Origin of the sequence: Nonomuraea sp. NPDC049419 (assembly GCF_040676995.1) — a bacterium.
Lineage (GTDB): Bacteria > Actinomycetota > Actinomycetes > Streptosporangiales > Streptosporangiaceae > Nonomuraea > Nonomuraea salmonea.
This window is the reverse complement of sequence record NZ_JBFAQB010000006.1, coordinates 128,360-154,669: the sequence shown is the minus strand read 5'-3', so window position 1 is coordinate 154,669 and position 26,310 is coordinate 128,360. Positions and strand designations below refer to the sequence as shown.

The following is a 26,310-nucleotide window of genomic DNA, read 5'->3' as shown; positions in this document are numbered from 1 at the left end:
GCATCCTCAACCTGTGCCCTGCGCGGCCCGGCACGCCCGATCCACAGCACCCCGCCGAGCTCAGCGACTCGCCGCCTTCCGGGGCCGGCGGGCGGCCAGCTCGACCCGGGCGAACAGGACGGCCAGCACGGCCAGCACCGCAGAGGGGGCCAGGAGCCACAGCCAGCGCTGCGCCCACCAGCCGGCGGTTGGCTGCGCGAGCAGGGTGCCGCCCAGCCCTTCATAGGCCCAGAGCACCCCCAGGTACGCGGTCATGTGCCAGAGGAAGATGGTCAACGCGACCACGTTGAGGGCCACCACCGGCTTCCAGACGGCCGGCCGGCGTAGCAGCCGCTCGGCGGCCGGCGTGATGAGGACGAGCAGCCCGAGCTGGAAGACGGCCAGGGCGGCGATGGTGGCGTTGGTCGGGAAGATGTTGGATTCGGGCTCGCCGGCGGTGGACACCATCGAGAGGGGATAGCCCGCTCCCACGGTGAGTCCGGCCAGCGCGACCAGACCTGCCGCGGCGATCGCGAGCCGCTGCGGCAACGGCCGGTGCCCCAGCTGCCAGGTGCGCCAGGCGTAGCCGAGCTGGTGGCAGAACACCCACACCAGGGCGGCGGTCGCCCAGCCCGCCCAGTCCAGGCCGGCGCCGCGGTGCGCCACGCTGCCGAGGGCGATCAGCAGCACGAGCGCTGCCAGGACCCGGGCTCCGTAGCGGGCGTGCAGGCTCGTGGTGATCGGCACCGCGGCGATCAGCAGGCCGTACACGCCCAGGAACCACAACGGCGTCAGGTAGCCGGGGAACCACTCCCACATCCATCGGTGCGGGCCGGGAAGGGCAGCCGCGATCAGCTCGCCGGCGAGCCAGAGCAGGGCCCAGGCGGCCGTCGGCCAGAGCAGCCGGCGCAGCCGGTCCAGGACGAACTGGCCGGCGGTGGTCCCGCGCGCCCGGGCCCGCTGCCAGCCGACCAGGTTGGCGTACCCGCCGACGAGGAAGAACACCGGCATGATCTGCAGCACCCACGTGGCCAGCCAGCCGCCGGGCACGGTGTGGATCGGATTGGGCATGGACAGGCTGCCGTCGGCGGTGCGGTGGGTGACCGACAACGTCCAGTGCCAGAGGGTGACGACCACGATGCACAGCGCCCGAGCGGCGTCGACCACGCGGTCACGGGACGCAGGCGTGGCCGAGACCAGCCGGTCAAGTGCCGATGGTGCGCCGCTCAGCGGTACAGCTCCTCGATGTCGGCCGCGAAGTCCTTGTGGACCAAGGCACGCTTGACCTTCAGGGTCGGGGTCAGATATCCGTTCTGCTCGGTCAGGTCCACCGGAAGGATCCGGATCCTGCGGATCGACTCGGCCCGGCTCACCGTCGTGTTGGCCTCGTCCACGGCCGTCTGCAGCCTGGCCAGCAGATCCGGGTCGTCGCGGAGGTCGCCCGGGCCGGCCTGCTCGGGCTTGCCGGTGGCCCGCTTCCACGACGCCAGCGCCGCGGCGTCCAGAGCGATCAGCGCGGCCGTGTACGGCCGCCGGTCGCCGACGACCACCGCCTGGCTGATGAGCGGATGGGTGCGCAGGCGGTCCTCCAGCGGCTCCGGGGCGAGGTTCTTGCCGCCGGCGGTCACGATGATCTCCTTCTTGCGGCCCGAGATCGTCAGGAACCCGTCCTCGTCCAGGGCGCCGACGTCACCGGTGCGCAGGAAACCGTCGGCGGTCAGGCTCTGCCTGGTCGCCTGCTCGTTGCGCCAGTAGCCCTGGAACACCATCGGGCCCTTGATCAGGATCTCGCCGTCGTCGTCGATCCGGAGGTCGACCCCGGGCAGGGGCGGCCCCACCGTGCCGATCCTCAGCGCGTGGGGCAGGTTCACGGTCGCGGCGGCACTGGTCTCGGTCAGCCCGTACCCTTCCAGCACGGTGAGGCCGATCCCCCGGAAGAAGTGGCCCAGCCGGGCGCCCAGCGGCGCTCCGCCGGAGATGGCGTAGCCGACCCGGCCGCCGAGCGCGGCCCGCAGCCGCCGGTACACCAGCCGGTCGGCCAGGCGATGTGCCAGGCGCAGACGCCGGCCCGGCCGCCCATCGTCCAGCGCCTGGCTGTAGGTCACGGCGGTCCGCTCGGCCCAGGCGAAGATCCTTTCCTTGCCCTGAGCCCGGGCCCGCTGCTGAGCGGCGTTGAAGACCCGCTCGAAAACCCTGGGCACCGCCAGCAAGAACGTCGGCTGCAGGGCGGCCAGGTCCTCGGTCAGCCTGGCACGGTCGGCGTTGTGCGCCAGGCACACACCCCGCTCCACGCAGGCCACCTGGATCACCCTGGCGAAGACGTGCGCCAGCGGGAGGAACAGCAGGGTCGAGGCGTGCCGGCCGAAGATGCCCTCCAGGCTGTCGATCGCGGCGCGGGCCTCGTACAGCAGGTTGCCGTGACTCAGCATGCAGCCCTTCGGGCGGCCGGTGGTGCCCGAGGTGTAGATGATCGTCGCCAGGTCGTCGGCCGACACCATCCGGCGCCGCTCGCGCAGCTGAGCGTCGCTCACGCCGTGCCCGCCCTCGCGGAGCCGGTCCAGCCCGCCGCCGTCGATCTGCCACACCCGCGGCGGTCCGGACGAGAGGCCCTCGGCCGCCTCATCGACCAGGCGGCGCTGCGTCTCGTTCCCGACCACCACGGCGACCGGGCCGGCGTCCTCCAGCACCCAGCGGACCTGCTCGGCCGAGGACGTCTCATAGATCGGAACCGGCAGCGCCGCCACCGCCCACAGGGCGTAGTCCACCACCGTCCACTCGTAGCTGGTGGCGGCCAGCAGCGCGACCCGGTCTCCCGGCTGGATCCCGGCGGCGAGGAAGCCGGCCGCCAGGCCGCGGACGTCGGCCGCGAACCGCCTGGCCGTCACCGGACTCCAGCCTCCGGCCGACCGGCGCTGGAACAGGACCATGTCACCGTTCACCCTGTCGTCGCTGAACACCATGTCGGCGAGCTGGGTGTCAGGGGCAATGGTCACCGGGGCCGGGGCCTCGTGGACACGCATCGTCCATCTCCCTGTGACGAAAAGGCCGAATGAGGCGGAATGTGGCGCCGGGCGCCGCGTGAATGGCGGCGATAAGCAGCCGAATGTGATGTTTCCCCAGGTCAGCGAGCACAAACGCGGAAGGTCGTACGACGGCGCGACCTGAATGGGTTGTTCGTGATGGGATCCCCAACAGTGTCCTGGATGTGGGGGAGTGGGCTGAGCACGGCTGAGGGCGCTCGCGAAGGCCGGAGCCCGGCACGCAGGCCGGGCGGACCCGGTTGCGCAACGAGATCGCCGCGTTGCGGCAGGAGCTGGCCGCAGGGCCCGACCAGGAGCGGGCCAGGCTCGTGGGTCTCCGTCTGGACCTGCTGGAGCCGCGGATCGACGAGCTGCTCGACCCGGCCGGTCCCGGTCTGGGGCGTGCCCTGTTCGCGCAGGTGGCCGGTGACGAGGTGCGCACCGAGTGGCTTCAGCTCCCGGTGGGTGACCTCGCCACGGTCAGGGAGCACGCTGCACCTGGCCAAGTACCTGCGCGAGGCGGCCCAGCACGTGGCGGGCCAGGCCCGGCGGCTGGGCTGGGAGACGCTGCTGCTGGTGGGCGACCCCCGCGACACCGCGGTTCTGGGCGAGGCGCTGCCGGCAGGCCCGGAGATCGTCCACATGGACGCCGTGCTCGATCCCGCTCTGTCGCCGTCGGAGGTGCTGGAGTTCGTCCGCCCCGCTCGCGAGGAGGCGCGGGCCAGGCATGACGCCGCCCTGGCCGCGCGCGCCCGGGGCCTTGCCCTGTCGGGCGGCAACGGTGCGGTCGGCCTGGACGACATCCTCTCCCTGCTGCGGCAGGGCCGGGTCGAGCACCTGCTGCTCGACGAGGCGGGCCCGCGCAACACCGAGCCCGTGGGCGTCACCCCGGAGGAGCTGGAGGAGGAGATGATCGAGCTCACCTTCGAGCACGGAGGCGAGGTCACCGTGCTGGAGACCGGAGCGGCGGAGGAACTCGCCGAGGCGGGGCGGAGTGGCCGCGATGCTGCGCTGGTGAGACCCACCCAGGTCGACGCCGGTTCCGCGGTGCTCCGCCGCGCTCAGGGGCCGGCGTCCGGCCGGACGGACCGGTCCCGCGTGACGCGCAGAACGGCGGCGCCGCACAGGTACGCGAGCACCCCGCCCCACGGGAGGCCGGTGGGGCCGTGGTAGCCGGGGCCGGCCACGGCGACGATCAGCAGCCCGGCCAGCACGGCGGCCGACCCGAGCACGGTCGCGCCGTCACGCCACGGACCGCGCTCGACGGAATGCGTCAGCGGCCGGCGCAGTTCGATGCGCGCGAACAGCGCGATCAGGACGATGAGGACGACAGCGCAAGCCGCCAGCCACGGCACCCGCCACAGCAGCCACGCCGTCGAGTGCAGCGGGGGCTGCGGCAGGATCCCGGTCGGAACCAGCACAGCGGCCGCGATCACCGCCGCCGCCATGTGCCACAGGAACACGGTCAGGATGACGGCGTTGGTCGCGATGACCGCGCTCCATGGGCCGATCCGGCGAAGCCACCGGTTGGCCGCGGGCCGCAGGGCGAGGAGCAATCCGATCTGCGTGGTGGCCAGCGCCATCAGCGCCAGGCTCGGCGGCGCCGTGTTGTAACCGACCATGCCGACGGGGTAGGGGCCCACCACGGTCAGCCCGATCAGGGCGGCCAGGCCGCCGGCCGCGACCGCGAGCGCCTGCCCGCGGCTCAGCCGCAGGAGCCCGTCCCGCCAGCAGAAGCCGAGCTGGTAGATCGCCAGCCAGGCGAACAGGTAAGTGCTCAGACCGACGACCGGCACGTGCAGACCCCGCCCCAGCAGGTCGGCGACGGCGACGATGACCACCATCGCCACCGGGGCGGCGAGCCCCGCGCGGCGGTGCAGCGCGTACAGCCACGGTGTGAGCACCACCAGGACGAGGTACGCCAGCAGGAACCACAGCGGGATGGAGGCAAGCCACGCCCCATGGCCGAGCAGCTCGGTGCTCACCCCGGCCGCTATGAGGATCAGCGAGGTCAGCGGCAGCACCAGGAACAGCGCGGTCGTCGGCCGGAGCAGCCGGCCCGTCCGCCTCAGCACCCAGCCGATGCCGTCGCCGCCGGAAGCTCGGTGCGAGGCCATTGAGGCGCCGCCGGCGTAGCCGCCGACCAGGAAGAAGATCGGCATCACCTGGAACAGCCAGGTCACCGGGTCGAGCCAGCTGAGAACGTCCAGCGCGTTGTACCCGGACAGCCGGCCGTCCCGGTAGGTCACGGCGACGACGAACCAGTGCCCGACCACCACCAGGCAGATGGCCAGCGCGCGCCACATGTCGGCGCTGCGCTCGCGGCTGTCGGGCGTACGCGCCGCCAGGTCACGCACCATCCCCGTCAACCCGCGCATGACGTCAGCCCTCGCTCACCGTGGATCGTCCCCGTGCCCCGTCCGCCCCCAGGCCGGAGGCCACGCTGAGGGCTGTCCCCCACCCGCGGTGACGTGAAACGGCCGCCGGTCCGCCCCTCGTCCGGTCATGACCACACAGGCCGGCTGGGTGGCGGGCTTGCCGGCGGGCGTGACTCTGGGGGCCCGCGCGAACGCGGCGTGATCGCGGTCGCGCCGGTCAGGGGGAGGGATCGATCGGGTGGTTGGCCCTGATCACGTCGCCCGGGTCGTACGCCTGCTTGACCTGCCGCAGCCTGCGCCGTACGTGGTCGGGTTCGAAGGCGAGCCCGATGTCCGGCCGTTCCCTGAAGTTGCGGTAGGACAGCGGTGCCCGCCAGGGAGCCAGGGCGGCGGCGAGCGCGTCGAGGGCGGCGTGCACGGCCGCGCTGGAGGCCGCGTCGGCGGCGATGCCGCCGGAGAACATGGTGAAGGCCGCGTCCAGCGAGGACACCGCGCCGCCGGGGAGGGCGCCCGGGGCGAGGGCGCCACCGAGATGGCGCGCCTCGACCGTGAGCAGCGGTACGTCGGCGTCGGGTCCGGCCACGGCGAGCAGGGCCGCCAGCGTCTCGTCGGTGAGGGCGGACAGCTGGAGGCCGTCGCCGACGGCCGGCGTGGGGCCGGGCGGGTCCAGGTGCAGCAGGTCGAGCCGGGACGGCGGGATGGGCGCGATGGTGTCGAGTTCGGGACCCAGTTCGCGTAGCGGCGCGAGCAGCGTGCCGGCCGCTTCGTGGCCGAGCTGGGCGACCGCTTCGATCGCGACCAGTGAGCGGCCGCGGAAGGTCGGCGGGATGTTCTCCAGCGGGGGGAAGCGCAGCAGCCGGCCGAGGGAGGTGACCGTGTCCGGCACGGTGGCGGTCCAGTCGCGCCACCGGGTCAGCACTTGCCCGGCCCGCTCGATGGGCCAGTACAGCGCGCCCGCGTGCACCTCGGTGACGGGGAACAGGGCGAACTCCAGCTCGGTGACGATCGCGTGCGCGCCGCCGCCGCCCCGGATCGCCCAGAACAGGTCGGGCTCGTGGTCGGCGTCCACGCGCAGCACGCGTCCGTCGGCGGTCACCACCGTGGCGCCGGTCACGTGGTTGGCGGCCAGGCCGTGGGAGCGGGCGAACCAGGACAGGCCGCCGCCCAGGGTGTAGCCGACCACGCCGACGTCGGAGGCCGTACCGGCGAGCCCGGCCAGGCCGTGCTTGGCGGCGGCCGCGCTCACCTCGCCCCACACCGCCCCCGCGCCCACCCGCGCCAGCCGCCGCACGGGGTCGATGTGCACGTGCGCCATCTCGACGGTGCGCAGCAGGATGGTGCCGTCCAGCGGTCCGAGCGGGGCGGCGTTGTGGCCGCTGGACTGCGGCGCCACGCGCAGCCCGCAGGCGCGCGCCGTCTCCAGGGTGGCGGCGACGTCGGCGGCCGAGCGGACCAGCACCACGGCGGCCGGGCGCTGGTCCACGGCCAGCTGCCAGGCCGCGCGGGCGGCGTCCCAGCCCGGGTCGCCGGGCAGGACCATCGTCCCCTCGAGCCGCGAGCCCAGCGCCCGTAAACCGCCGCCGGGTCCGGGAAAGGGAGTGACGCTCATCGGGTCTTCCTCTTCGATCGTGACTCGTCGTTGTCGCGATCGACGATGCCGGGCCGCGGACGCCTAACCCATCCCGCCCGCCAGGGGTATCCAGGGCCGTCATCCCCCGCAGGTGCGGGAGGCGGGAGGAGGCCGCGGCCCCACCCCCCAAACGGGGGATAGGTGAGGAGGAGCCGGCGTGCGAGCATGACGTCATGGGGACCATCGGGGGGCCGGCCGGCGCTGATCCGCGCGCCGCCGGACGGACGGATGTGTCGGGCAAAGGAACGGAGATCTTCGCGGCGGCCGCGCGCCGCCTGCGCCGGGTCGTCCCGTACGACGCGGCGGCCTGGATCGGCACCGACCCGGCGACCGTGCTGCCCACCTCGCCCCTGCGGGCGGAGAACCTCGGGCAGGAGCACTGCGACACCTACTGGCAGCGCGAATACGGCGCGCACGACGTGCTGACCTTCCGCGACGTCGCTCGCTCGGCCGCCGCCGCGGGGACGCTGCGGCAGGCCACCGTCGGCAACCCGGGCCGTAGCGTGCGCTTCCGCGAGTTCATGCGGCCGCTCGGGTACGCCGACAACCTGCGTGCCGCCTTCCGCCTCGGCGCGGGCGCGTGGGGAGTGGTGGACCTGTTCCGTCTCGACGGCCGTCCCCCCTTCGACGAGCGCGACCTGCGGCACGTGGCCGCCCTGGGGCCGGAGATCGCGCTGAGCCTGGCCGGGCTGGCCGTCGCCACCGGGCCGGGCGCCGCCTCGGGCGAGGCGAACGTGCCGGGCACGGCGTTGTTCGACGCCGGTGACCGGGTCGTCTTCGCCGACGCGCAGGCCGAGCGCTGGTTCGCCGAGCTGGGCGGCTCCCCATGGGCCCCTCTGTCGATCAGCCTGCGGGCGGGAGCCGTCGCCTCGGTGGTGGCCCGCGCCAGGGCCGTGGCCGCCGAGCGGGAGTCCGGCCCGGCCGTGGTTCGGGTGCGCGGTGAGAGCGGGCGCTGGTTGAGCATCCACGCCTCGGTGCTGCAGGACGGGCGCGGTCAGGCGGGGCCGGTCTCGGTGGTGTTCGAACCGGCGACGGCGACGCAGATCGTCCCGATCATCGTGGAGGCGTACGCGCTGACGCCGCGTGAGCGGGAGGTCACCGAGTGCGTGGCGCGCGGGCACACCACGGCGGAGATCGCCGCGCGGCTACGGCTGTCGGCGCACACGGTCCGCGACCATCTCAAGGCGATCTTCACCAAGGTGGACGTCAGCAGCCGAGGCGAGTTGGTGGCGAAACTCTTCGGCGAGCACGCGGGTCCCCTCCTGTACGAGCCCGACGCGGACATCGTGCACGTCAACACCTGATCCGGCGATTGGCGTTTGCTGGGGGAGATGGTGGTGAGGGTGGGGGTGCTGTAGCGGCCTTCGTCGATGTCGTCGAGTTCCACTGCGGGTGGCGAAGGCGGCAGACGTCCCAGTAGGGGCGCAGGTCGTAGGCGTTGAAGGGCAGCATGCCGACGCGCAGCGTGCCGGTGATGCCCTGGCCGGCGAGCTGGCTGCAGGTGGCGGCCACGCGCAGGCGTTCGCCTCCTACGAGCGGGAGACGCGCGGCTTCGTCGCCGAGCACCAGCACCTGGGGCGCGAAGGCACCGACCACTTCTTTCTCGGCACGCCTGCGCAGGAGGAATGCGACCGCTCGGCGGCGGCTCGCCCGCATCTGGTGCGTCTCAAGGACTACGCTGCCGGCTTCGCCGCGGAGCGGCCGTCGCCCGGCCGGGCTGCCCGCTGACCTGGTGCCGCCGTTGGCACGGCGGCGCTCGTACCGGTCTGCGCGCTGGTCACCATCCTCGCGCTCGGCCTCGGCCAGGCCGGCCCCGCCGGCATCGCGGGCACCCTGCTCGTCGCGGCCGGCGTCGTCACCGGCCTGCGACGACCCAGCCGTGACAGCCGCCGATCACGCCATCGCCGAAGGCGCAACCCGCGAGTCGACGGCTGATGCGCCACAGCCGACACCGCAGCATGCGTTGATGCGAGCAGCGTCCTGATGAGTGTTGGGAGTAAGCCATCCGGCAGACTCCCGGGTGGACAGTGGCCGGCAGGGCGTCCAGGTGCGCGCGGGCGGGCCTGGCCTGGCCGTCCAGCCAGTGGTGGGACTCCTCGCCTCCGGCCTCCGTCCACCGGTAGGGGTCCACGAGCGCGATGCCGTGGAGGATCTCGCGCGCGACGTCCACCCAGGCGATCGGGGGGTCGGTGAGGTCGCTCATAGGCGCATGATCAGACGCTCAGGCGTTGACCAGCAGCGTGGTCAGCAAGTCGTCGAGGGCGATGAGGCCCGCCACGCGACCGTCGCCGTCGCGGACCAGGGCGATCTGGCTGTGGGCGGCGCGGAGCCGGCTGACCGCTTCGGAGACGGAGACGTCGGGGGCCAGAGCCGGCAGGCGGTAGGCGAGCCTTCCGGCGGTGGCCGGGTCGGCGCGGCGGCGGGCGAGGTAGGCGTCACGGAGGTGGACGACGCCGACGGGATCCGTGGCCGGCCCGACGAGCAGCCGGGAGCGGCCGGCGCGTACCGCGGCGTCGATGACCTGCTGCGGGGTGGCATGGGCGGGTACGGTCACGATCCGCTCGGGCGGCGTGATCAGCCCGGTGACGGGAGCGTTCGGCGCGTGCAGAGCCTGGCTGAGCACCGCGTGGTCCTCGGCCTCGATGAGGCCGAGCCGCCTCGACTCCGCCACCAGGTGCTGGAGCTGGGCGGGGGTGCGGGGGTTGGCGCCCTCCTCGCGCGGACGCACCTTGACCAGGCGCAGGAGCCGGTTGGTGATGGCGTTCAGGGCGCTGATGAGCGGCCGGACCAGCAGCGTGAAGGCGCGGAACGGCAGCGCCAGGATGGTGGCCGACCGCTCCGGGTGGGCGATGGCCCACGACTTGGGCGCCATCTCGCCGAGCACCATGTGCAGGAACGTCACCAGCGCCAGCGCGATCACGAACGCCACGCTGTGCGCGGCGGCCTCCGGCAGGCCCACAGTGTGGAAGAGGGGAGTGAGGGTGCCGGCGATCAGCGGTTCGGAGACCACGCCGAGCCCGAGCGAGCACAGGGTGATGCCGAGCTGGGCGCCGGCCAGCATGAGCGACAGCTCCTTGATGCCCGAGAGCGCGGCGGAGGCGGCTCGGCTGCCCTGGGCGGCGGCCTTCTCCAGGCGATGGCGCTTGGCGGCCACCAGGGCGAACTCGGCGGCGACGAAGAAGCCGTTGCCGATCAGCAGGAAGAGCGTCAGGGCCAGGCCGGTGGTCAGGCTCACGGCTGCTCCTCGCGGTAGGGGGTCAGGCGGACGCGTTCGGGGACGTGGCGGTGGAGGGTGAGCACCTCGACGCGGGCGTGGGTCGGCGCGTGGGGATCGAGGGTGGCGGGCAGTTCGACGTCGAGGGTGTCGCCCGGCACGGCGAAACGGCCGAGGCGGTGCAGGATGAGTCCGGCCAGGGTGTCGTACTCGTCCTCGTCCGGGAGATTGAGATCGATCTCCAGAGCGATCTCGTCGATGCGCAGGCCGGCGTCCAGCTCCCAGGCGTCGTCGCGGCGTACCGCCGGCGGCGCTTCGACGTCGTTCTCGTCGGCGATCTCGCCGACGAGCTCCTCGGCGACGTCCTCCCAGGTGAGCAGCCCGGCCAGGCCGCCGTGCTCGTCGACCACGCACGCCACCTCCTCGCCGCGCTCGTGCAGCTGCCGGACCAGGTCCGGCAAGGTGAGCGAGAACGGCACGATGAGCACGTCCCGGGCGATGTCGGCGACCCGCGTGCCGCCGGCCTCGTCCGGCGGGACGGCGGCGGCGTCACGCAGGCTGACCAGGCCGACCACGTCGTCCACGGTGGCGCCGAGCACCGGGTAGTGGGTGTGGCCGTGGGCGGCGATGAGCTCGTCGAGATCGGCCACGGTGGCGTAGCCGGGGACGGTGACGACCTCGACGCGCGGGACCATGACCTCCTCGGCGGTGTGGTCGGAGAAGGCCAGTGCCCGTTCCAGCACGTCGGCCTGGCTGCCGGGCAGGTGGCCGTGGGCCTCGGACTCGCCGATGATGTGCCCGAGCTCCTCCAGGGTGGCGCCGTGGTGCAGCTCCTCGACCGGTTCGATGCCGGCCGCGCGCAGCAGCCTGTTGGCCGCCGCGTCGAACAGCTTGATGATCGGGCCGGCGACGGTGAGGTAGACGAGGGTGGAGCCGGCCAGGGCGCGGGCGAGCGGCTCGGGCCTGGCCAGTGCGAGGTTCTTGGGGGCGAGCTCGCCCAGCACCATCTGGATGACGGTGGCCAGGGCGAACCCGATGGCCAGCGCCACCGCGCCCACCATGCCCGCGGGCAGGCCGAACGAGGTCAGCGCGGGGGCGATCAGCTCGGCCAGCGCCGGGCGCGCGATGAACCCCACCACCAGGGCCGTCACGGTGATGCCGAGCTGCGCGCCGGACAGCATGAACGACAGCCGCTCCATGACCTTGACCGCCTTGGCGGCCTTCCTGTCACCCGCCGAGGACTGGGCCGAAAGGGTCAGCCGGTCGGCGCTGACGTAGGCGAACTCCTGCGCCACGAAGTAGCCGGTGGCCGCGGTGAGCAGGAGGACGGCCAGCAGGCCGAGAGCCACGCTCATCCGGCACGCCCCTTCCTGCTCGACGGATGAGTCAGGTTCGCCGACACCTCTGTTTCCCCTCCGCCTCGCCGGATCGAGCAGGTCATGGAAGCGCATGCGGGCAGGCCCCGCCCGCATGCGCTGCAACGAACGCTATCGGAGCAGTGCACACAGGCGATGACTGGGACGTATCCGCCGACCGTGCGCATCTACCCAGTGCGGGCCGACGCTCCCACTACCATGATCAACCGTTGTGGTGCTCGTCCGAGGGGATGGTCGGGAGTGTCCGGGCAAGAACGCGTTCGTGTGGCCCTGGAGAGCAGGCTCGTGCAACGGGCCGTCATCGCCGTGATCGTCATCAACGCGATCACCATCGGCATGGAAACCAGCTCCCATCTGATGGATCAGGTGGGCGGCCTGCTGCACGCCGTCGACCGGACGGCACTCACCGTCTTCACCGTCGAGATCGCCGCCCGCCTGTATGCCTACCGCACGGCGTTCTTCAAGGATCCATGGAACTGGTTCGACACGATCATCGTGGCCGTCGCGCTCATCCCCGCGTCCGGTCCCACGTCCGTGCTGCGCGCCCTGCGGATCCTGCGGGCCCTGCGGCTGGTCTCGGCGGTGCCGAGCATGCGCCGGGTGGTCGGCGCGCTGCTGACCGCTCTGCCGGGGATGGCGTCGATCATCGGGCTGCTGGTGCTGATGATCTATGTCGCGGCGGTCATCGCGACGAAGCTCTTCGGTGAGATCGTGCCGGAGCGCTTCGATGAGCTGCCGCGTTCGCTGTTCACGTTGTTCCAGATCATGACGGGCGACGACTGGGGGAACGTCGCCCAGGAGGTGATGGAGCACAAGCCGTGGGCGTGGGTGTTCTTCATCGTCTACATCCTGATGTCCACGTTCGTGGCGCTGAACCTGTTCATCGCGGTCGTGGTCAACGCCATGCACGAGCCGGAGCCGTCCGCGGCGGACGCGGGGGCGCAGTCCGAGCTGGAGGCGGTCCGGCAGGAACTGGCCGCGGTGAACGCCAAGCTGGATCAGCTGCTCCTGCGTCACCAGCCGTCAGCGGCGTCATCGAAGGACACGTCATCGACGGGTACCGATCAGGCCGGCCCTTCCGTCCAGTGACCGGAGGGAGCTCCCGGCGTGCTCCGCTCCGTCCGGAACGCAGGTCGTTCTCCGGCTCGCCGGGATGACCCCCGTTACGGTCAATCCGACATTGCGCACGAATGCCTTGCAATGTGATCAATCGCGCTACCTGCGAGGACATCTTCTTGTGGCCTCCGGAACCAGGCCGCCAGGATGATCGTTAAGGGCTGTGGCTGATACATGCCACCAACCTTCGACAGGGAGAACAACGTCGTGGTCTTCAAGCGGATGCTGGGCGCCTTCGGTGTGGGCGGCCCCTCGGTGGACACCGTCCTGACCACCCCCCGGATCCAGCCGGGCGGCACGCTGAGCGGCGAGGTACGCCTGGCCGGCGGCGACTTCGACGCCGACATCGAGCACATCACCCTGGGGCTGGTCGCCCGGGTCGAGATCGAGCACGGCGACGGCGAGGGCTCCGGGGTAGGGGAGTTCTTCCGCGCACAGGTCACCGGGCCGTTCGTCCTCAAGCAGGGCGAGAACCGCAGCATCCCCTTCACGGTCCCGGTGCCCTGGGAGGCGCCGATCAGCGAGATCGCCGGCCAGCAGCTGACCGGCATGGCCCTGGGTGTCCGCACCGAGCTGGCCATCGCCAAGGCCGTCGACAAGGGCGACCTGGACATGGTCGCGGTCGAGCCGCTGCCGTCCCAGCTGCGCATTCTGCAGGCCTTCATCCAGCTCGGCTTCCACTTCAAGTCCGCCGACCTGGAAGTCGGCCACCTGTACGGGGTGCACCAGGACCTGCCGTTCTACCAGGAGATCGAGTTCTACCCGCCCGCCCAGCACCACGGCGTCCTGGGCGAGGTGGAGCTGACCTTCGTGGCGAGCCCGCACGGGCTGGAGGTCATCCTGGAGGCGGACAAGCGCGCCGGCCGCTACTCCGGCGACGCCATCGGCCGCTTCACCGTCAGCCACGACGACGCCATGCGCACCGACTGGCCCAGCGAGATCGACCGCTGGCTGGCCGGGCTCACCCAATACGGGCACGGCGGCTTCGGTCACCCCGGGCCGTATGACCACGGCGACCACCACGGGGGCTACGGTCAGCCCGCGCACTACGGTGACCCGCACGGTCATCCGGGGCACTACGGCGATCACCATGGCCACTCCGAGCACCACCGCAGCGGGCCCGGCTGGGGCACGGTCGCCGCCGCCGGCGCGGCGGGCCTGGTCGGCGGGATCGTGGCCGGCGAGATCGCCGAAGAGATCTTCGAAGGCGACGGCGAGGAAGAAGGCGACGGCGACTGGTGACAGGCGCGTGCCGGGCCCGCCGACCGAGCCGCAGCACTCGGCCGGCGGGCAGCCCCGTGGTCAGCGACGATCCACTCGCCGCTGACCGGCACGGCGCACAAATCCTCCCATAGCGGCATCACCACTCGGCGAACGGTCGCGTGGCGGCGGTGTCGCCGATGATCGTCAGTACGGCGACCGTCACGAGGGTGACGGAGCTCGACACGCCGTGGATGTGGATGCACGTGAAGGCGTTCTTCGCCATGGTGGCGACGTTACGGACGGTACGGGTGCGTCCGGTATGAGGCTGTCCGTACGGCCGGGTGGGCTGAACCCACTCGCTAGAGGCCGTGGATGCGGCGGCCGGTGATCTGGTGGGGGACGACGCGGATGTAAAGGTGGCGGTCGCCGCCCGCCCACGGGGTGACGTCGGCGCCGATCGGGGCCTCGTCGTCGCCGACGTGGTGGGCGGGGCCCTGGACGAGGACGCTCCAGCCCTCGCGGCGCGCCTCGTCGATCCTGTCCACCTCGAAACCGATCTTGATCTCCACGCCTTTCACACCGGTGCGCAGGTCCTGGTCCATGGGGCCGCCGTGCTGGGTGCGGAAGACGATCGCGCCGTCGTGCACCGTGTAGTTGACCGGCAGCACCGTCGGGCCGTGCGAGCCGTTGAACGCCACCCGCCCGATGCCGCCCGGCTCGATCAGGCGCAGGCACTCCCCGGGCTCCAGCCGTTCCAGCTCGGGCTGCTCGGCGGCGGCTCCCCGGCCGGGCGGGCGGTCGTGGCCGCCGCCCAGCAGGTCCTCGGGCGTGGTCTCCAGCGCCTTGGCCAGCCGCGCCACCGTGTCCCTGTCGGGCGTGCCCAAGTGGTCCTCCAGGTACTGGACGTATCCGGGCGACATGTCCGCGCGGCCGGCCACCTCTTCCAGTGTGAAGGCCAGCTTGGCGCGGTGATGGGTGATGCGACGCCCGAAGTCGCCGGGATTGTTCATGCGGCTCTCCATGCGTCAGAAGCTACCGATCCGTACGGCGGTGCCGACAGGGCCTTTGGTCCCTGATCGCCGGCCGGACCGTCGGGACTTCCGGCCCTATTCGCCGACCCCGCGCTGGGGTCGGATGGCGGTGAACCCGGGCACCCCACGGAGAAGAGGCAGGTGCCGCTGGCCGGAGTACGCGACGACCCCCACACGTTCCGGCTGTTCTGCCCGGACGAGAACCACCAGCAACCGGCTCGGAGCCGTGTTCGAGGTGCCGAAGCGCGCCTTCGCCGAACGCGTCACCGAGGACGACGTGGCGATCGGCCCCGACGGGCGGGTCATGGAGCTGCTGTTCTGCGCTGGAGACGTGGTCACCGTGGAGACGGTCGCGGCGGCGCGGATACTCTAGGGGCGGCTGCCCGACGCTGCGGGGCTGAGATCACCCGCCCACGCGCGCCGTGCCCGCTCGCCGTGGTCAGGGTCCCGCGATGACCCCGCGCGGTGCCTGGACGAGCGGGACGGGCCCTCGGAGACTGATGGTCACCGAACGGATGCGGATGGTGATGGCGAGATGGCGGAGACCGGCGGACGGCGGGCGATGCTCATGCTGGCCCTCGCGACCGTGGGGTTCGCGGCGAACTTCTGGGCCTGGGCCCTGCTCAGCCCCCTGGGCCCGCGCTTCAAGGAGCTGCTCGGCCTCTCGGCGCCCCAGCAGGCGCTCCTGGTGGCGGTGCCGGTGATCGTGGGCTCGATCGGGCGGATCCCGGTGGGCGCGCTGACCGACCGGTACGGCGGCCGGGTGATGTTCCCCCTGGTGTCGGCCGTCACCATCGTCCCGGTGCTGTTCATCGGCCTGGCGGGACAGACGTCTTTCCCGGCGCTGCTGGCCGGCGGGTTCTTCCTCGGCATCGCGGGCACCGCGTTCGCGGTCGGGGTGCCGTTCGTCAACGCGTGGTTCCCGCCGCACCGGCGCGGCCTCGCGGTGGGGATCTTCGGCGCGGGCATGGGCGGCACCGCCGTCAGCGCGCTGACCACGGTCGGGCTGGTCGAGTGGGGCGGCGCGGCGGCGCCGTTCGTCATCACGGCGGTCGTGCTGGCGGTCTACGCGGTCGTGTCGTGGCTGGTGCTGCGGGACGCGCCGGGCCGCAGCATCCCCGGGGAGCCGCTGATGACGCGCCTGACGGCCACAGCGCGGCTGCCGATCACGTGGCAGGCGTGCCTGCTGTACGCGGTCGCGTTCGGCGGCTACGTCGCCTTCTCCGTCTACCTGCCCGCCTACCTGCAGACCGGGTACGGCCTGGGGCAGGCGGACGCCGCGTACCGGATGGCCGGGTTCGTCGTGCTGGCGGTGCTGATGCGGCCGATCGGCGGCTGGCTGTCGGACCGGATCGGCCCCGTGCGCGTGCTGGCCGGGGTGTTCGCCGTGGTCACCGTCATGGCCGCGATCCAGGCGCTGACGCCACCGCTGCTGCCGGTGGGCACGGTCGCGTTCCTGTCGATGGCGGCGGCGCTCGGCGCGGGCAGCGGCGCCACGTTCGCGCTCGTCGCCCAGGTCGCCCCGGCCGACAAGGTCGGCTCGGTCACCGGGCTCGTGGGGGCGGCCGGCGGGCTGGGCGGGTTCGTGCCGCCGCTGGTCATGGGCTTCATCTACGGCCGGCTCGGCTCGTACGGGCTCGGCCTGGCCCTGCTGGCCGTGACCGCCGCGCTCGCCGTCGTGCTGACCCTGACCGCGGTACGGGCCCACGCCTGACGTCAGCGCGACGGCTCCCAGCCGCGCCGGGGACGGCCCTCGTCCCTGCTGCGATAAACGATGTACGGCCGGGTCAGGTAGCCGACCGGCGCGGTGAGCATGTGCACCAGCCGGGTGAACGGCCAGATCCCGAACAGCACCAGCGCGCTCAGCGCGTGCAGCTGGAACAGCAGGGGCGCGCCCGCCATCAGCTCAGGCCGCGGCTGGAAGAGGAAGATCGACCGGAACCAGGGCGAGACGGTGGTGCGGTAGTCGTAGCCGCCGCCGGTGATGTTGGCCAGCACCGTGGCGGCCAGGCCCAGGGCGATGGTGAGGGCGAGGACGGCGTACATGAGCTTGTCGTTGCGGGTGGTGGCGGTGAAGACGGGGCCGACCGTGCGGCGGCGGTAGATGAGGATGGCCAGGCCGCCCACGGTCGCGACGCCCGCGATAGCGCCCACGACGACGGCGAGCAGGTGGTAGAGCCCTTCGCTGATCCCCACCGCCTCGGTCCAGCTCTTGGGGATCACCAGGCCGCCGACGTGGCCGAGCGCCACCACCAGGATGCCGAAGTGGAACAGCGGGCTGCCGACGCGCAGCAGCCGCGACTCGTACAGCTGGGACGAGCGCGTCGTCCAGCCGAACGTGTCGTAGCGGTAGCGCCACACGTGCCCGAGCACGAACACGGTCAGCGCCACGTACGGCAGCACCACCCACAGCAGCACGCTCACCGGCCCGCCTCCATGATCGCGTAGGGTTCCAGGCCGACCGCCTCGGCGGGCGGGCCCTCGGCGGCCAGCCGCAGCGCGGCCTCCCGCTCGCGCCGCCCCGCCGGGGGCAGCGTGGCCAGCACGGCGGCCACCACGTCCGCGTACGGCGAGCCCTCCTCGCGCAGCGCCGCGTGCAGCACCTCCACGCCCGCCCGGTGCTCCAGCAGCAGCCTGCGCGCCTCGCGGACGGCGCCGCGGGCCGACAGCTCGCACACCACGGCCAGGTGGTCGGGCAGCTCGCCGCCGGCGAGCTCGAAGCCCGCCGCCTTCAGCGCGTGCTGGAAGCGCAGCAGCGCGGCCCCTCGCTTGCGCGTGTCGCCGTAGGCGTAATAGGTGAGGTACGGGCAGCAGCGCCGCTTGAGGTCGAACGTGGCCACGTAGTGCGCGGCCAGCGCGGCCCGGCCGGTGGCGGCCACGTGGGCGAGGAACGCCGACAGCCGCTCGCGCGCCGCACCCGCCGGCAGCCCGTCGACCGCTTCGCCCAGCACGCCGAGCCCGTCGTGCAGCCGCTCGTCGGGGTAGCCGAGCAGCACAGAGGCGACCATGTGGACGGTCCGCACGCTCACTTCTTCCTCCTCGGGAACAGGCCGTCCGGGACGCCCTTGCCGTCCCAGTTGAGCAGGTTGACCCGGCCGCGCAGCTCGTCGGCGTCGTCCAGGTCGTCGCCGGTCTGGCGCTCGCGCAGGGCGTGGAAGTTCTCCACGGCGACCGGGGCGGGCCGCCCGGACGCCTCGCCGAAGGGGCCGTTCATGCCGGGGCCGCCCTCGTAGTCGAGGCTGCAGCCCAGCTCCTCCAGCTGGGCGGCCTGCTCGGCGTGGGCCGTGGGGATGACGTACCGCTCGCCGTAGGGGGCGAGCGCCAGCAGCCGGTGCATGGCCTCGACCTGCGCGCCATTCATCCCGACAGCCCGCGCGATCGACTCGCCGGGCTCCTGGCCGAGGTTGAGCCGGCGCATGTACGACCGCATCGCGGCCAGCCGGCGCAGCACCGCCCGCACGGGCTCCGGGTCGCCGGCCGTGAACAGCTCGGCGAGGTAGCCGATCGGGATGCGCAGCGCGTCGATCGCGCCGAACAGGTTGCCCGCGTCCTCACCGTCGTGCCCCGTGTGGGCGAGCACGTCCACGACGGGGGACAGGGGCGGGATGTACCAGACCATGGGCATCGTCCGGTACTCCGGGTGCAGCGGCAGCGCGACGCCGTACTCGAAGATCAGCCGGTGGATCGGGGAGTCGCGGGCGGCGTCCAGCCAGTCGTCGGGGATGCCCTCGGCGCGGGCGGCGGCGATCACGCCGGAGTCGTGCGGGTCGAGCAGCACGCCCTTCTGCGCCGCGAACAGGTCCCGCTCGTCCGGCGCCGAGGCGGCCTCGGCGACGCGGTCGGCGTCGTACAGCACGAGGCCGATGTAGCGCAGCCGGCCCACGCAGGTCTCCGAGCAGACCGTCGGGATGCCCACCTCGACGCGCGGGAAGCAGAACGTGCACTTCTCCGCCTTGCCGGTGCGGTGGTTGAAGTACACCTTCTTGTACGGGCATCCCGTCACGCACATCCGCCACCCCCGGCAGCGGTCCTGGTCCACCAGCACGATGCCGTCCTCCGACCGCTTGTACAGCGCGCCGGACGGGCAGGAGGCCACGCAGGAGGGGTTGAGGCAGTGCTCGCAGATGCGCGGCAGGTAGAACATGAACGCCCGCTCGAAGTCCAGCCTGACCTGCTCCGACAGCTTCCGCAGCACCGGGTCGGGCGAGGGGTCGCCGGCCAGGTCGTCGTCCCAGTTCGCGCTCCAGCCGATCTTCATCGGGCGGCCGGTGATGAGCGAGCGGGGCCGCGCCACCGGGGTGTCGGCCTGCATGGGGGCGGAGAAGAGCCGGTCGTAGTCGTACGTCCAGGGCTCGTAGTAGTCCTGGATGGACGGCATGAGCGGGTTGGCGAAGATCGTGAGGAGTTTCCTGAGCCGGCCGCCGGCCTTCAGCGTCAGCTTGCCGCGCCGGTTCAGCTCCCAGCCGCCCCGCCACTTCTCCTGGTCCTGGTAGCCGCGGGGGTAGCCCTGGCCCGGGCGGGTCTCGACGTTGTTGAACCAGACGTACTCGGTGCCCGCCCGGTTGGTCCACGCCTGCTTGCAGGTGACGGAACAGGTGTGGCAGCCGATGCACTTGTCCAGGTTCATCACCATGGCGAGCTGTGCCATCACGCGCATCAGTAGTCGACCTCCTGGCTGCGGCGGCGGATCACGGTGACCTCGTCGCGCTGGTTCCCGGTGGGGCCCAGGTAGTTGAAGGCGAAGCTGAGCTGGGCGTAGCCGCCGATCAGATGGGTGGGTTTGACCAGGAGGCGGGTGAGCGAGTTGTGGATGCCGCCGCGCAGGCCGGAAGTCTCGCTCTTGGGCACGTCCACCACGCGTTCCTGGGCGTGGTACATGAACACCGTGCCCTCCGGCATGCGGTGCGAGACGACCGCGCGGGCCACCACGACGCCGTTGCGGTTGACCGCCTCCACCCAGTCGTTGTCGCCGACGCCGGCCTTCGCGGCGTCCGCCGGGCTCATCCAGATCGTCGGCCCGCCCCGCGACAGGGTCAGCATGAGCAGGTTGTCCTGGTATTCGGAGTGGATGGACCACTTGGAGTGCGGGGTGAGGTAGCGCACGACCACGCCCTGCTCGCTCTCACCGAAGGCCGGTTCGCCGAACATCGCGGTCATGTTCAGCGGTGGCCGGTAGACGGGCAGCGCCTCGCCCGCCTCGTGGATCCAGTCGTGGTCGAGGTAGAAGTGCTGGCGGCCGGTGAGCGTGTGCCAGGGCTTGCGGTGCTCGACGTTGATCGTGAACGGCGCGTAGCGCCGGCCGCCGCTCTCGCTGCCCGACCATTCCGGCGAGGTGATCACCGGCACCGGCCTGGCCTGGGTGTCGGCGAAGGTGATCTGCCGGTGCTCGTCGGCCAGCCCGTCGAACGACGTGCCGGTCCGCCGGCCCAGCGTGGCGAACCCCTGCGCGGCCAGGCGCCCGTTCGTGGTGCCCGACAGCGCCAGGATGGCCTCGCACAGGTCGCGGTCGCGGGCCAGCGACGGGCGGCCGTTCCGCGTGCCGTTCAGCCGGGACAGCCGGTCGATCTCGCCCGACACGTCGTACGTCAGGCCCTTGGTCGTCGCGCCGAGCCGCTCCAGCAGCGGGCCGAGCGCCGCCATCTTCTCCGCCACCGCCGCGTAGCCGCGCTCCACGACGACCACCTTCGGAAAGTCCCGGCCCGGCGTGGGCGGCCGTCCCATCGCGCGCCAGTCGTGCACGCGGCCGTGCGGGGTGGCCAGCTCGTCGGGGGTGTCGTGCAGCAGCGGCACCGCCACCAGGTCCTTGCGTGTGCCGAGGTGGGTGCGTGCCAGGCCGCTGAACGCGCGGGCGATGGCGTGGAAGGCGGCGAAGTCCGTACGGGTCTGCCACGGCGGGTCGATGGCCGGGGTGAAGGCGTGCACGAACGGGTGCATGTCGGTCGAGGACAGGTCGTGCTTCTCGTACCAGGTGGCGGCCGGCAGCACGATGTCGGAGAACAGCGTCGTGGACGTCATCCGGAAGTCCAGCGACAGCAGCAGGTCGAGCTTGCCGCGCGGCGCCTCCTCCGGCCAGGCCACCCCCTCGGGACGCCTTTCCTGCGGGGCCTCCTGGGCGCGGACGGCCGAGTCGGCGCCCAGCAGGTGGCGCAGGAAGTACTCGTTGCCCTTGGCCGAGGAGCCCAGCAGGTTCGCCCGCCACACGGTCAGCACGCGCGGCCAGTTCCCGGGGGCGTCGGGGTCCTCGCAGGCGAAGCCGAGCCGCCCGCCGGCGACCTGCCCCGCCACGTACGCCGCCGGGTCGTCGCCCGCCTCGTCGGCCAGGTCGAGCGGGTTGCGGTCGAACGTCGGATACGACGGCATCCACCCCAGCCGTGCCGACTGCGCCAGCAGGTCAGCGGTCGCCTTCCCGGCGAAGGCACCCTCGCCGAGCGGCGAGGAGACGACGTCGGCGCTGTAGGTGTCGTAGCGCCACTGGTCGGTGTGCAGATACCAGTACGCGGTGCCGATCATCTGCCGGGGCGGCCGCACCCAGTCCAGCCCGAACGCCAGCTGCGCCCACCCGGTGATCGGCCGGCACTTCTCCTGCCCGACGTAGTGGGCCCAGCCGCCGCCGTTGACGCCCTGGCAGCCGGTCAGCGTGGTCAGCGCCAGCATCGCCCGGTAGATGGTGTCGGAGTGGAACCAGTGGTTCGTCCCCGCCCCCATGATGATCATCGAGCGGCCGCCCGACTCCTCGGCGCTGGCGGCGAACTCCCTGGCGATCCTCGCCACCGCCTGCGCCGGAACCCCGGTGATCGCCTCCTGCCAGGCCGGCGTGCACGGCTCGTTCTCCGATGCTCCCGGCAGCCCGTCGCGCGCCACCCCGTACTGGGCGAGCATCAGGTCGTACACCGTGGTGACCAGGTGGCCGCCGATCCGCCGCACCGGCACGCCGCGCTCCAGCACGCCCTCGCTGTCGAAGCGGGGCAGCGCCACCGTCACCGCCTCCGCTCCCATGCAGGTCAGCAGGGGGTCCACGCCGTCCAGGCCGAGGTTCCAGCGGCCCTGCCCCTGCTCGCCGTAGCGGAAGGCGAGCGAGCCGTTCGGCACCACCGGCTCGCCGGTGCGCGCGTCCAGCAGCACCGTCGCGAACGCCCCCTCCGGCCTGCCGAGATCGGCCGCCGTGAGGAACTTGTCCGGCACGTACGGCCCGCCGCGCTCCCGCAGCCGCACCAGGAACGGCAGATCGGTGAAGCGCTTGACGTAAGAGGTGAAGGCGGGCGTCTCGCGATCGACGAAGAACTCCTTGAGGATCACATGCCCCATCGCCATCGCCAGCGCGCCGTCCGTGCCCGGGTGCGGGGCCAGCCACTCGTCGGCGAACTTGGCGGCGTCGTTGTAGTCGGGCGCCAGCACCACCACCTTCTGCCCGCGGTAGCGCGCCTCGGCCATGTAGTGGGCGTCCGGCGTGCGGGTGACCGGCACGTTGGAGCCCCACAACATCAGGTACGCCGCGTCCCACCAGTCCGCCGACTCCGGCACGTCCGTCTGGTCGCCGAACACCTGCGGCGAGGCCACCGGCAGGTCGGCGTACCAGTCGTAGAACGACAGCATCGCGCCGCCGATCAGCGAGACGAACCGGGCGCCGACCGCGTGCGAGGCCATCGACATGGCCGGGATCGGCGAGAACCCGGCCACCCGGTCGGGGCCGTAGGTCTTGATGGTGTGCACGTGCGCGGCCGCGATGATCTCGCACGCCTCGTCCCAGCTGATGCGGACGAGCCCGCCCTTGCCCCGCGCCGACTGGTACCTGGCCCGTTTGTCCGGGTCCGAGGTGACCTCCGCCCACGCCGCCACCGGATCACCCAGCCGCGCCTTCGCCTCCCGGTACAGCTCCACCAGGACGCCGCGCGCGTACGGGTAGCGGACACGGGTGGGGGAGTAGGTGTACCAGGAGAAGGCCGCGCCACGGGGGCAGCCGCGCGGCTCGTACTCCGGCCGGTCGCCGCCGACGCTCGGATAGTCGGTCTGCTGCGCCTCCCAGGTGATGATGCCGTCCTTGACGTACACCTTCCACGAGCACGAGCCGGTGCAGTTCACGCCGTGCGTGGAGCGGACCACCTTGTCGTGGCTCCACCGGTCCCGGTAGAACGCGTCCGCCCGCCGGCCGCCCACCTGATAGAGCGCCCTGAGGTCCGGTGAGACCGTGCCGGGCCGCAGGTGCCGTCCCAGCTTCAGCAGCGCGTCGCTGACCGCTCCGTCCATGTCACTCGCCCCTGCCGTCGTCGGTGGTGGGGGAGAAACGGTGCCCGCCCCCGCCGCCCGCCCTTCCTGAACAGGGCGGCGGGAACGGGGGCCGAAAGGCACCTGCGCGAAGGACCAAGGTCCTTCCGCGAAGTCAGTCGTTGCGGCCGGCGCGCAGCCGTGCCGACAGCGCCGCGGCCTGCGTGCGGCGCTGCATGTCGAGCTTCGACAGCAGATTGGAGACGTAGTTCTTGACCGTCTTCTCGGCCAGGAACATGCGCTCGCCGATCTGCCGGTTCGTCAGCCCCTCGCCGATGAGGTCGAGGATGTGACGCTCCTGCTCGGTCAGCGCCGCGAGCGGGTCCTTCCTGGCGGCCTGGTCGCGCAGCCGCTGCAGCATGGCCGCCGTGGTCTGCGGGTCGAGCAGCGACTGCCCCGAGGCCACCGTACGGACCGCGCCGACCAGGTCGGAGCCGTGGATCTGCTTGAGCACGTAACCCGCCGCGCCCGCCATCACCGCGTCGAACAGCGCGTCGTCGTCGGCGAACGACGTCAGCATCAGGCACGCCAGCCCAGGCACCCGGGAGCGCACCTCGCGGCAGACGTCCACGCCGTTGCCGTCGGGCAGCCGGACGTCGAGCACCGCAACGTCAGGGGCCAGCGCCGGGATGCGTGCGATCGCCGACTCGGCGGTGCCCGCCTCGCCGATCACCTCGATGTCGTCCTCCGAGTCGAGCAATGCGGCGACACCTCGGCGCACGACCTCGTGGTCGTCGAGGAGGAACACACGAATCATGTCTGTGACGCTACCCAAGCGGCGACCCCGCCGAAAGGACGAAAGTCCCTTGCCGGACCGCCGAAGGTCCACCGCCGCGCGGTTTCCCGCACGCTCGGGCGGGCGTGCCGCTCGGCGTGTCAGCCGAAGGGGACCGAGGTCCTGTCACGACGGTGACGGACGGCCCTGGGAGACCGGCCTGGCGTTCAGCCTCAGCCGCAGTGGACCCCGAACGCGGCATCGCGTGGTGCGCCTTGCCGCCCACGCGGCCTCGGCCCCGGCGATGCGGGGGGCCTTTCGCGGCAAATGATGACAAGCTCGCGCGATCTTACTCCATGACCTTCTCAGCGCGGCCGACGCCCTCGGCGGCTTCCTGCCGGCGACCGGCGAAGGCACGATCAGGCGCTGTGGGTTTCTTGAGCGTTCGCTTGCCCTGATCGAAGACGGACACGGGCATGACCGCCGCATGGCAGACCTTCCCTTGCACGACCGCGCGGACTTCGACGCCGCCGAGCGCGGCTTCATCGCGAGCTTGTCACCCGCCCTGATCACGGCGGCCGACGGCAGGGTCGTCTGGGACAACGACGCGTACGCCTTCCTCGACGGCGACTGCCCGGGCAGCGCGCACCCCAGCCTGTGGCGGCAGGCTCAACTGTGCGCCAAGCAGGGCCTGTTCGAGGTCACCGAGGGCATCTACCAGGTACGCGGCCTCGACCTGTCGAACATGACCCTCGTCGAGGGCGAGCGCGGCGTCATCGTCATCGACCCGCTCGTCTCCACCGAATGCGCCGCCGCCGCGCTCGAGCTCTACCGCGCCCACCGCGGCGACCGGCCGGTCACCGGCCTGATCTACACCCACTCCCACGTGGACCACTTCGGCGGCGCCCGCGGCGTCACCGGCGGCGACGCCATCCCCGTGATCGCGCCCGCCCACTTCATGGAGCACGCCGTCTCCGAGAACGTCCACGCCGGCACCGCCATGAACCGCCGCGCCGCCTACATGTACGGCCAGCACCTGCCCCGCACCCCGGACGGCCAGCTCGGCTGCGGCCTCGGCATGGGCACGTCCGCCGGCACGGTCTCGCTCATCCCGCCCACCCTGCACGTCACCCGCACCGGCCAGGAGGAGACGGTGGACGGCGTACGCATCGTCTTCCAGCTCACCCCCGGCACCGAGGCGCCCGCCGAGATGAACTTCCTCTTCCCCGGCCGGCGTGCCCTGTGCATGGCCGAGAACGCCACGCACAACCTGCACAACGTCCTGACCCTGCGCGGCGCGCCGGTCCGCGACGCCCGCGTCTGGTCCCGCTACCTGACCGAGGCCATCGCGCTGTTCGCCGGCCAGGCGGACGTCGCCTTCGCCTCCCACCACTGGCCCACCTGGGGCCGCGAGCACATCGTCACCTTCCTGTCCCAGCAGCGCGACCTGTACGCCTACCTGCACGACCAGACGCTGCGGATGCTGAACCAGGGCATGACGGGCAGCGAGATCGCCGAGGCCATGCGGCTGCCGCCGGCCCTTGAGCAGGCCTGGCACACCCACGGCTACTACGGCTCGGTCAGCCACAACGTCAAGGCGATCTATCAGCGCTACCTGGGCTGGTTCGACGGCAACCCCGCCAACCTGTGGGAGCATCCGCCGGCCGAGCTGGCCAGGCGTTACGTCGAGCTGCTCGGCGGCGCCTCCGCCGTGGTCGCCCTGGCCGGCCGTTACGTGCAGGAGAACGACCTGCGCTTCGCCGCGACCCTGCTCAACCACGCCGTCTTCGCCGACCCTGGCGACTCCGCCGCCCGCCGCCTGCTGGCGCAGGTCTACACCCGCCTGGGCCACGGCGCCGAGAACGCCACCTGGCGCAACTTCTACCTGACCGGAGCCCAGGAGCTGACCGGCTCGCCGTCGAAGCCCGCGACCGACACCGTCTCACCGGACCTGCTCAGCGCCCTGACCGCCGAGCAGGTCTTCGACTCGCTGGCCAGCCGCGTCAACGGCCCCGGCGCCTGGAACGAGCGCTTCGCCATCGACTGGCACCTCACCGACACCGGAGAGCACCACCGCACCACGATGTCGAACGGCGCCCTGATCCACGAGCGCAACCCGTCCGGGAACGGCGCCGACCTGACGCTGCGGCTGGCCAAGGAGCGCCTGATGAGCCTGCTCACCGGCGACACCGACGCCGACACCGACACCGACACCGACGGCCTCGACCACGACGGAGACCTGACCGTCCTGCGACGGCTGACCGCGGTCCTGGAGCAGCCCACCCCGGACTTCGCCATCGTCACACCCTGAACAGGTGCGAGGCCGGAGACCGATGGGCACGGCAACGGCAGCGCCGTCTCGCTGCCCAGGCAGGACATCGAACGC

Annotated in this window: 22 protein-coding genes; 8 read left to right on the top strand and 14 right to left on the bottom strand. The window is 72.3% G+C overall.

The window, feature by feature from the left end; genetic code table 11:
- Nucleotides 1-60: 60 nt before the first annotated feature.
- Both AB0K12_RS20400 and AB0K12_RS20395 read right to left on the bottom strand, forming a co-directional pair.
- Nucleotides 61-1,146, bottom strand: coding sequence for an acyltransferase (locus tag AB0K12_RS20400; RefSeq protein ID WP_364563119.1), 1,086 nt, complete (start codon nucleotides 1,144-1,146; stop codon nucleotides 61-63).
- 59 nt (nucleotides 1,147-1,205) lie between these two features.
- Nucleotides 1,206-2,999, bottom strand: a complete 1,794-nt coding sequence (locus AB0K12_RS20395) for a long-chain fatty acid--CoA ligase (RefSeq protein WP_364563116.1) — start codon at nucleotides 2,997-2,999, stop codon at nucleotides 1,206-1,208.
- Nucleotides 3,000-3,464: 465 nt separating this feature from the next.
- Between AB0K12_RS20395 and AB0K12_RS20390 the strand changes: the two genes are divergently transcribed.
- Nucleotides 3,465-4,172 carry a hypothetical protein gene (locus AB0K12_RS20390; RefSeq protein ID WP_364563113.1) on the top strand — a complete coding sequence of 236 codons (708 nt, stop codon included), beginning with the start codon at nucleotides 3,465-3,467 and terminating at the stop codon, nucleotides 4,170-4,172.
- Here the strand turns inward: AB0K12_RS20390 and AB0K12_RS20385 are convergent.
- Both AB0K12_RS20385 and AB0K12_RS20380 read right to left on the bottom strand, forming a co-directional pair.
- Complete coding sequence (locus AB0K12_RS20385; protein ID WP_364563110.1) at nucleotides 4,061-5,377, bottom strand: acyltransferase; 1,317 nt, start codon at nucleotides 5,375-5,377, stop codon at nucleotides 4,061-4,063. The two genes, AB0K12_RS20390 and AB0K12_RS20385, sit on opposite strands and share 112 nt — an antisense overlap.
- Before the next feature lie 217 nt (nucleotides 5,378-5,594).
- Nucleotides 5,595-6,986 carry an FAD-binding protein gene (locus AB0K12_RS20380; RefSeq protein ID WP_364563107.1) on the bottom strand — a complete coding sequence of 464 codons (1,392 nt, stop codon included), beginning with the start codon at nucleotides 6,984-6,986 and terminating at the stop codon, nucleotides 5,595-5,597.
- A 194-nt stretch (nucleotides 6,987-7,180) separates the two neighbouring features.
- Here AB0K12_RS20380 and AB0K12_RS20375 point away from each other — a divergent pair, with 194 nt between their 5' ends.
- On the top strand, nucleotides 7,181-8,311 hold the full coding sequence (locus AB0K12_RS20375; RefSeq protein ID WP_364563104.1) for a helix-turn-helix transcriptional regulator: 1,131 nt from the start codon (nucleotides 7,181-7,183) through the stop codon (nucleotides 8,309-8,311).
- Between the two features lie 88 nt (nucleotides 8,312-8,399).
- Complete coding sequence (locus tag AB0K12_RS20370; RefSeq protein WP_364563101.1) at nucleotides 8,400-8,735, top strand: hypothetical protein; 336 nt, start codon at nucleotides 8,400-8,402, stop codon at nucleotides 8,733-8,735.
- A 127-nt stretch (nucleotides 8,736-8,862) separates the two neighbouring features.
- Here AB0K12_RS20370 and AB0K12_RS20365 read toward each other — a convergent pair whose 3' ends face one another.
- From AB0K12_RS20365 to AB0K12_RS20355, 3 genes are read right to left on the bottom strand one after another with little or no spacing between them, the layout of a single operon-like run.
- Nucleotides 8,863-9,210: a hypothetical protein gene (locus tag AB0K12_RS20365; protein WP_364563098.1), complete on the bottom strand. Its 348-nt coding sequence runs from the start codon at nucleotides 9,208-9,210 to the stop codon at nucleotides 8,863-8,865.
- 18 nt (nucleotides 9,211-9,228) lie between these two features.
- Nucleotides 9,229-10,242, bottom strand: coding sequence for a hemolysin family protein (locus AB0K12_RS20360; protein WP_364563095.1), 1,014 nt, complete (start codon nucleotides 10,240-10,242; stop codon nucleotides 9,229-9,231).
- A complete protein-coding gene (locus AB0K12_RS20355) occupies nucleotides 10,239-11,576 on the bottom strand; it encodes a hemolysin family protein (protein ID WP_364563092.1) in 1,338 nt (445 codons plus the stop codon). Before AB0K12_RS20355 ends, AB0K12_RS20360 begins: the two co-directional genes overlap by 4 nt.
- Nucleotides 11,577-11,882: 306 nt before the next feature.
- Between AB0K12_RS20355 and AB0K12_RS20350 the strand changes: the two genes are divergently transcribed.
- Together AB0K12_RS20350 and AB0K12_RS20345 are read left to right on the top strand one after the other, a co-directional pair.
- Nucleotides 11,883-12,686 carry an ion transporter gene (locus AB0K12_RS20350; RefSeq protein WP_364563089.1) on the top strand — a complete coding sequence of 268 codons (804 nt, stop codon included), beginning with the start codon at nucleotides 11,883-11,885 and terminating at the stop codon, nucleotides 12,684-12,686.
- Between the two features lie 201 nt (nucleotides 12,687-12,887).
- Nucleotides 12,888-13,955 (top strand): sporulation protein, encoded by a 1,068-nt coding sequence (locus tag AB0K12_RS20345; protein ID WP_364563085.1) that lies wholly within the window; start codon nucleotides 12,888-12,890, stop codon nucleotides 13,953-13,955.
- A gap of 118 nt (nucleotides 13,956-14,073) precedes the next feature.
- Here AB0K12_RS20345 and AB0K12_RS20340 read toward each other — a convergent pair whose 3' ends face one another.
- Complete coding sequence (locus AB0K12_RS20340) at nucleotides 14,074-14,199, bottom strand: hypothetical protein (protein WP_364563082.1); 126 nt, start codon at nucleotides 14,197-14,199, stop codon at nucleotides 14,074-14,076.
- A 76-nt stretch (nucleotides 14,200-14,275) separates the two neighbouring features.
- Nucleotides 14,276-14,938 carry a pyridoxamine 5'-phosphate oxidase family protein gene (locus AB0K12_RS20335; RefSeq protein WP_364563079.1) on the bottom strand — a complete coding sequence of 221 codons (663 nt, stop codon included), beginning with the start codon at nucleotides 14,936-14,938 and terminating at the stop codon, nucleotides 14,276-14,278.
- A gap of 235 nt (nucleotides 14,939-15,173) precedes the next feature.
- Between AB0K12_RS20335 and AB0K12_RS20330 the strand changes: the two genes are divergently transcribed.
- A complete protein-coding gene (locus AB0K12_RS20330; RefSeq protein WP_364563076.1) occupies nucleotides 15,174-15,320 on the top strand; it encodes a hypothetical protein in 147 nt (48 codons plus the stop codon).
- A 162-nt stretch (nucleotides 15,321-15,482) separates the two neighbouring features.
- Entirely contained in the window at nucleotides 15,483-16,661 is a 1,179-nt protein-coding gene (locus AB0K12_RS20325; RefSeq protein WP_364563073.1) for an MFS transporter, read from the top strand.
- A gap of 2 nt (nucleotides 16,662-16,663) precedes the next feature.
- Here AB0K12_RS20325 and narI read toward each other — a convergent pair whose 3' ends face one another.
- From narI to AB0K12_RS20300, 5 genes are all read right to left on the bottom strand, one after another.
- Nucleotides 16,664-17,371: a respiratory nitrate reductase subunit gamma gene (narI, locus tag AB0K12_RS20320; RefSeq protein WP_364563070.1), complete on the bottom strand. Its 708-nt coding sequence runs from the start codon at nucleotides 17,369-17,371 to the stop codon at nucleotides 16,664-16,666.
- On the bottom strand, nucleotides 17,368-17,976 hold the full coding sequence (gene narJ, locus AB0K12_RS20315) for a nitrate reductase molybdenum cofactor assembly chaperone (protein WP_364563067.1): 609 nt from the start codon (nucleotides 17,974-17,976) through the stop codon (nucleotides 17,368-17,370). The genes narI and narJ overlap by 4 nt, the downstream gene beginning before the upstream one ends.
- Nucleotides 17,973-19,604, bottom strand: a complete 1,632-nt coding sequence (gene narH, locus AB0K12_RS20310) for a nitrate reductase subunit beta (protein ID WP_364563064.1) — start codon at nucleotides 19,602-19,604, stop codon at nucleotides 17,973-17,975. Before narH ends, narJ begins: the two co-directional genes overlap by 4 nt.
- Nucleotides 19,604-23,191, bottom strand: a complete 3,588-nt coding sequence (locus AB0K12_RS20305) for a nitrate reductase subunit alpha (protein ID WP_364563061.1) — start codon at nucleotides 23,189-23,191, stop codon at nucleotides 19,604-19,606. The genes narH and AB0K12_RS20305 overlap by 1 nt, the downstream gene beginning before the upstream one ends.
- Nucleotides 23,192-23,324: 133 nt before the next feature.
- A complete protein-coding gene (locus AB0K12_RS20300) occupies nucleotides 23,325-23,966 on the bottom strand; it encodes a response regulator transcription factor (protein ID WP_364563058.1) in 642 nt (213 codons plus the stop codon).
- 445 nt (nucleotides 23,967-24,411) lie between these two features.
- On the opposite strand from AB0K12_RS20300, the gene AB0K12_RS20295 reads away from it, so the two are divergent.
- Entirely contained in the window at nucleotides 24,412-26,235 is a 1,824-nt protein-coding gene (locus AB0K12_RS20295) for an alkyl sulfatase dimerization domain-containing protein (protein WP_364563055.1), read from the top strand.
- Nucleotides 26,236-26,310 lie beyond the last annotated feature (75 nt).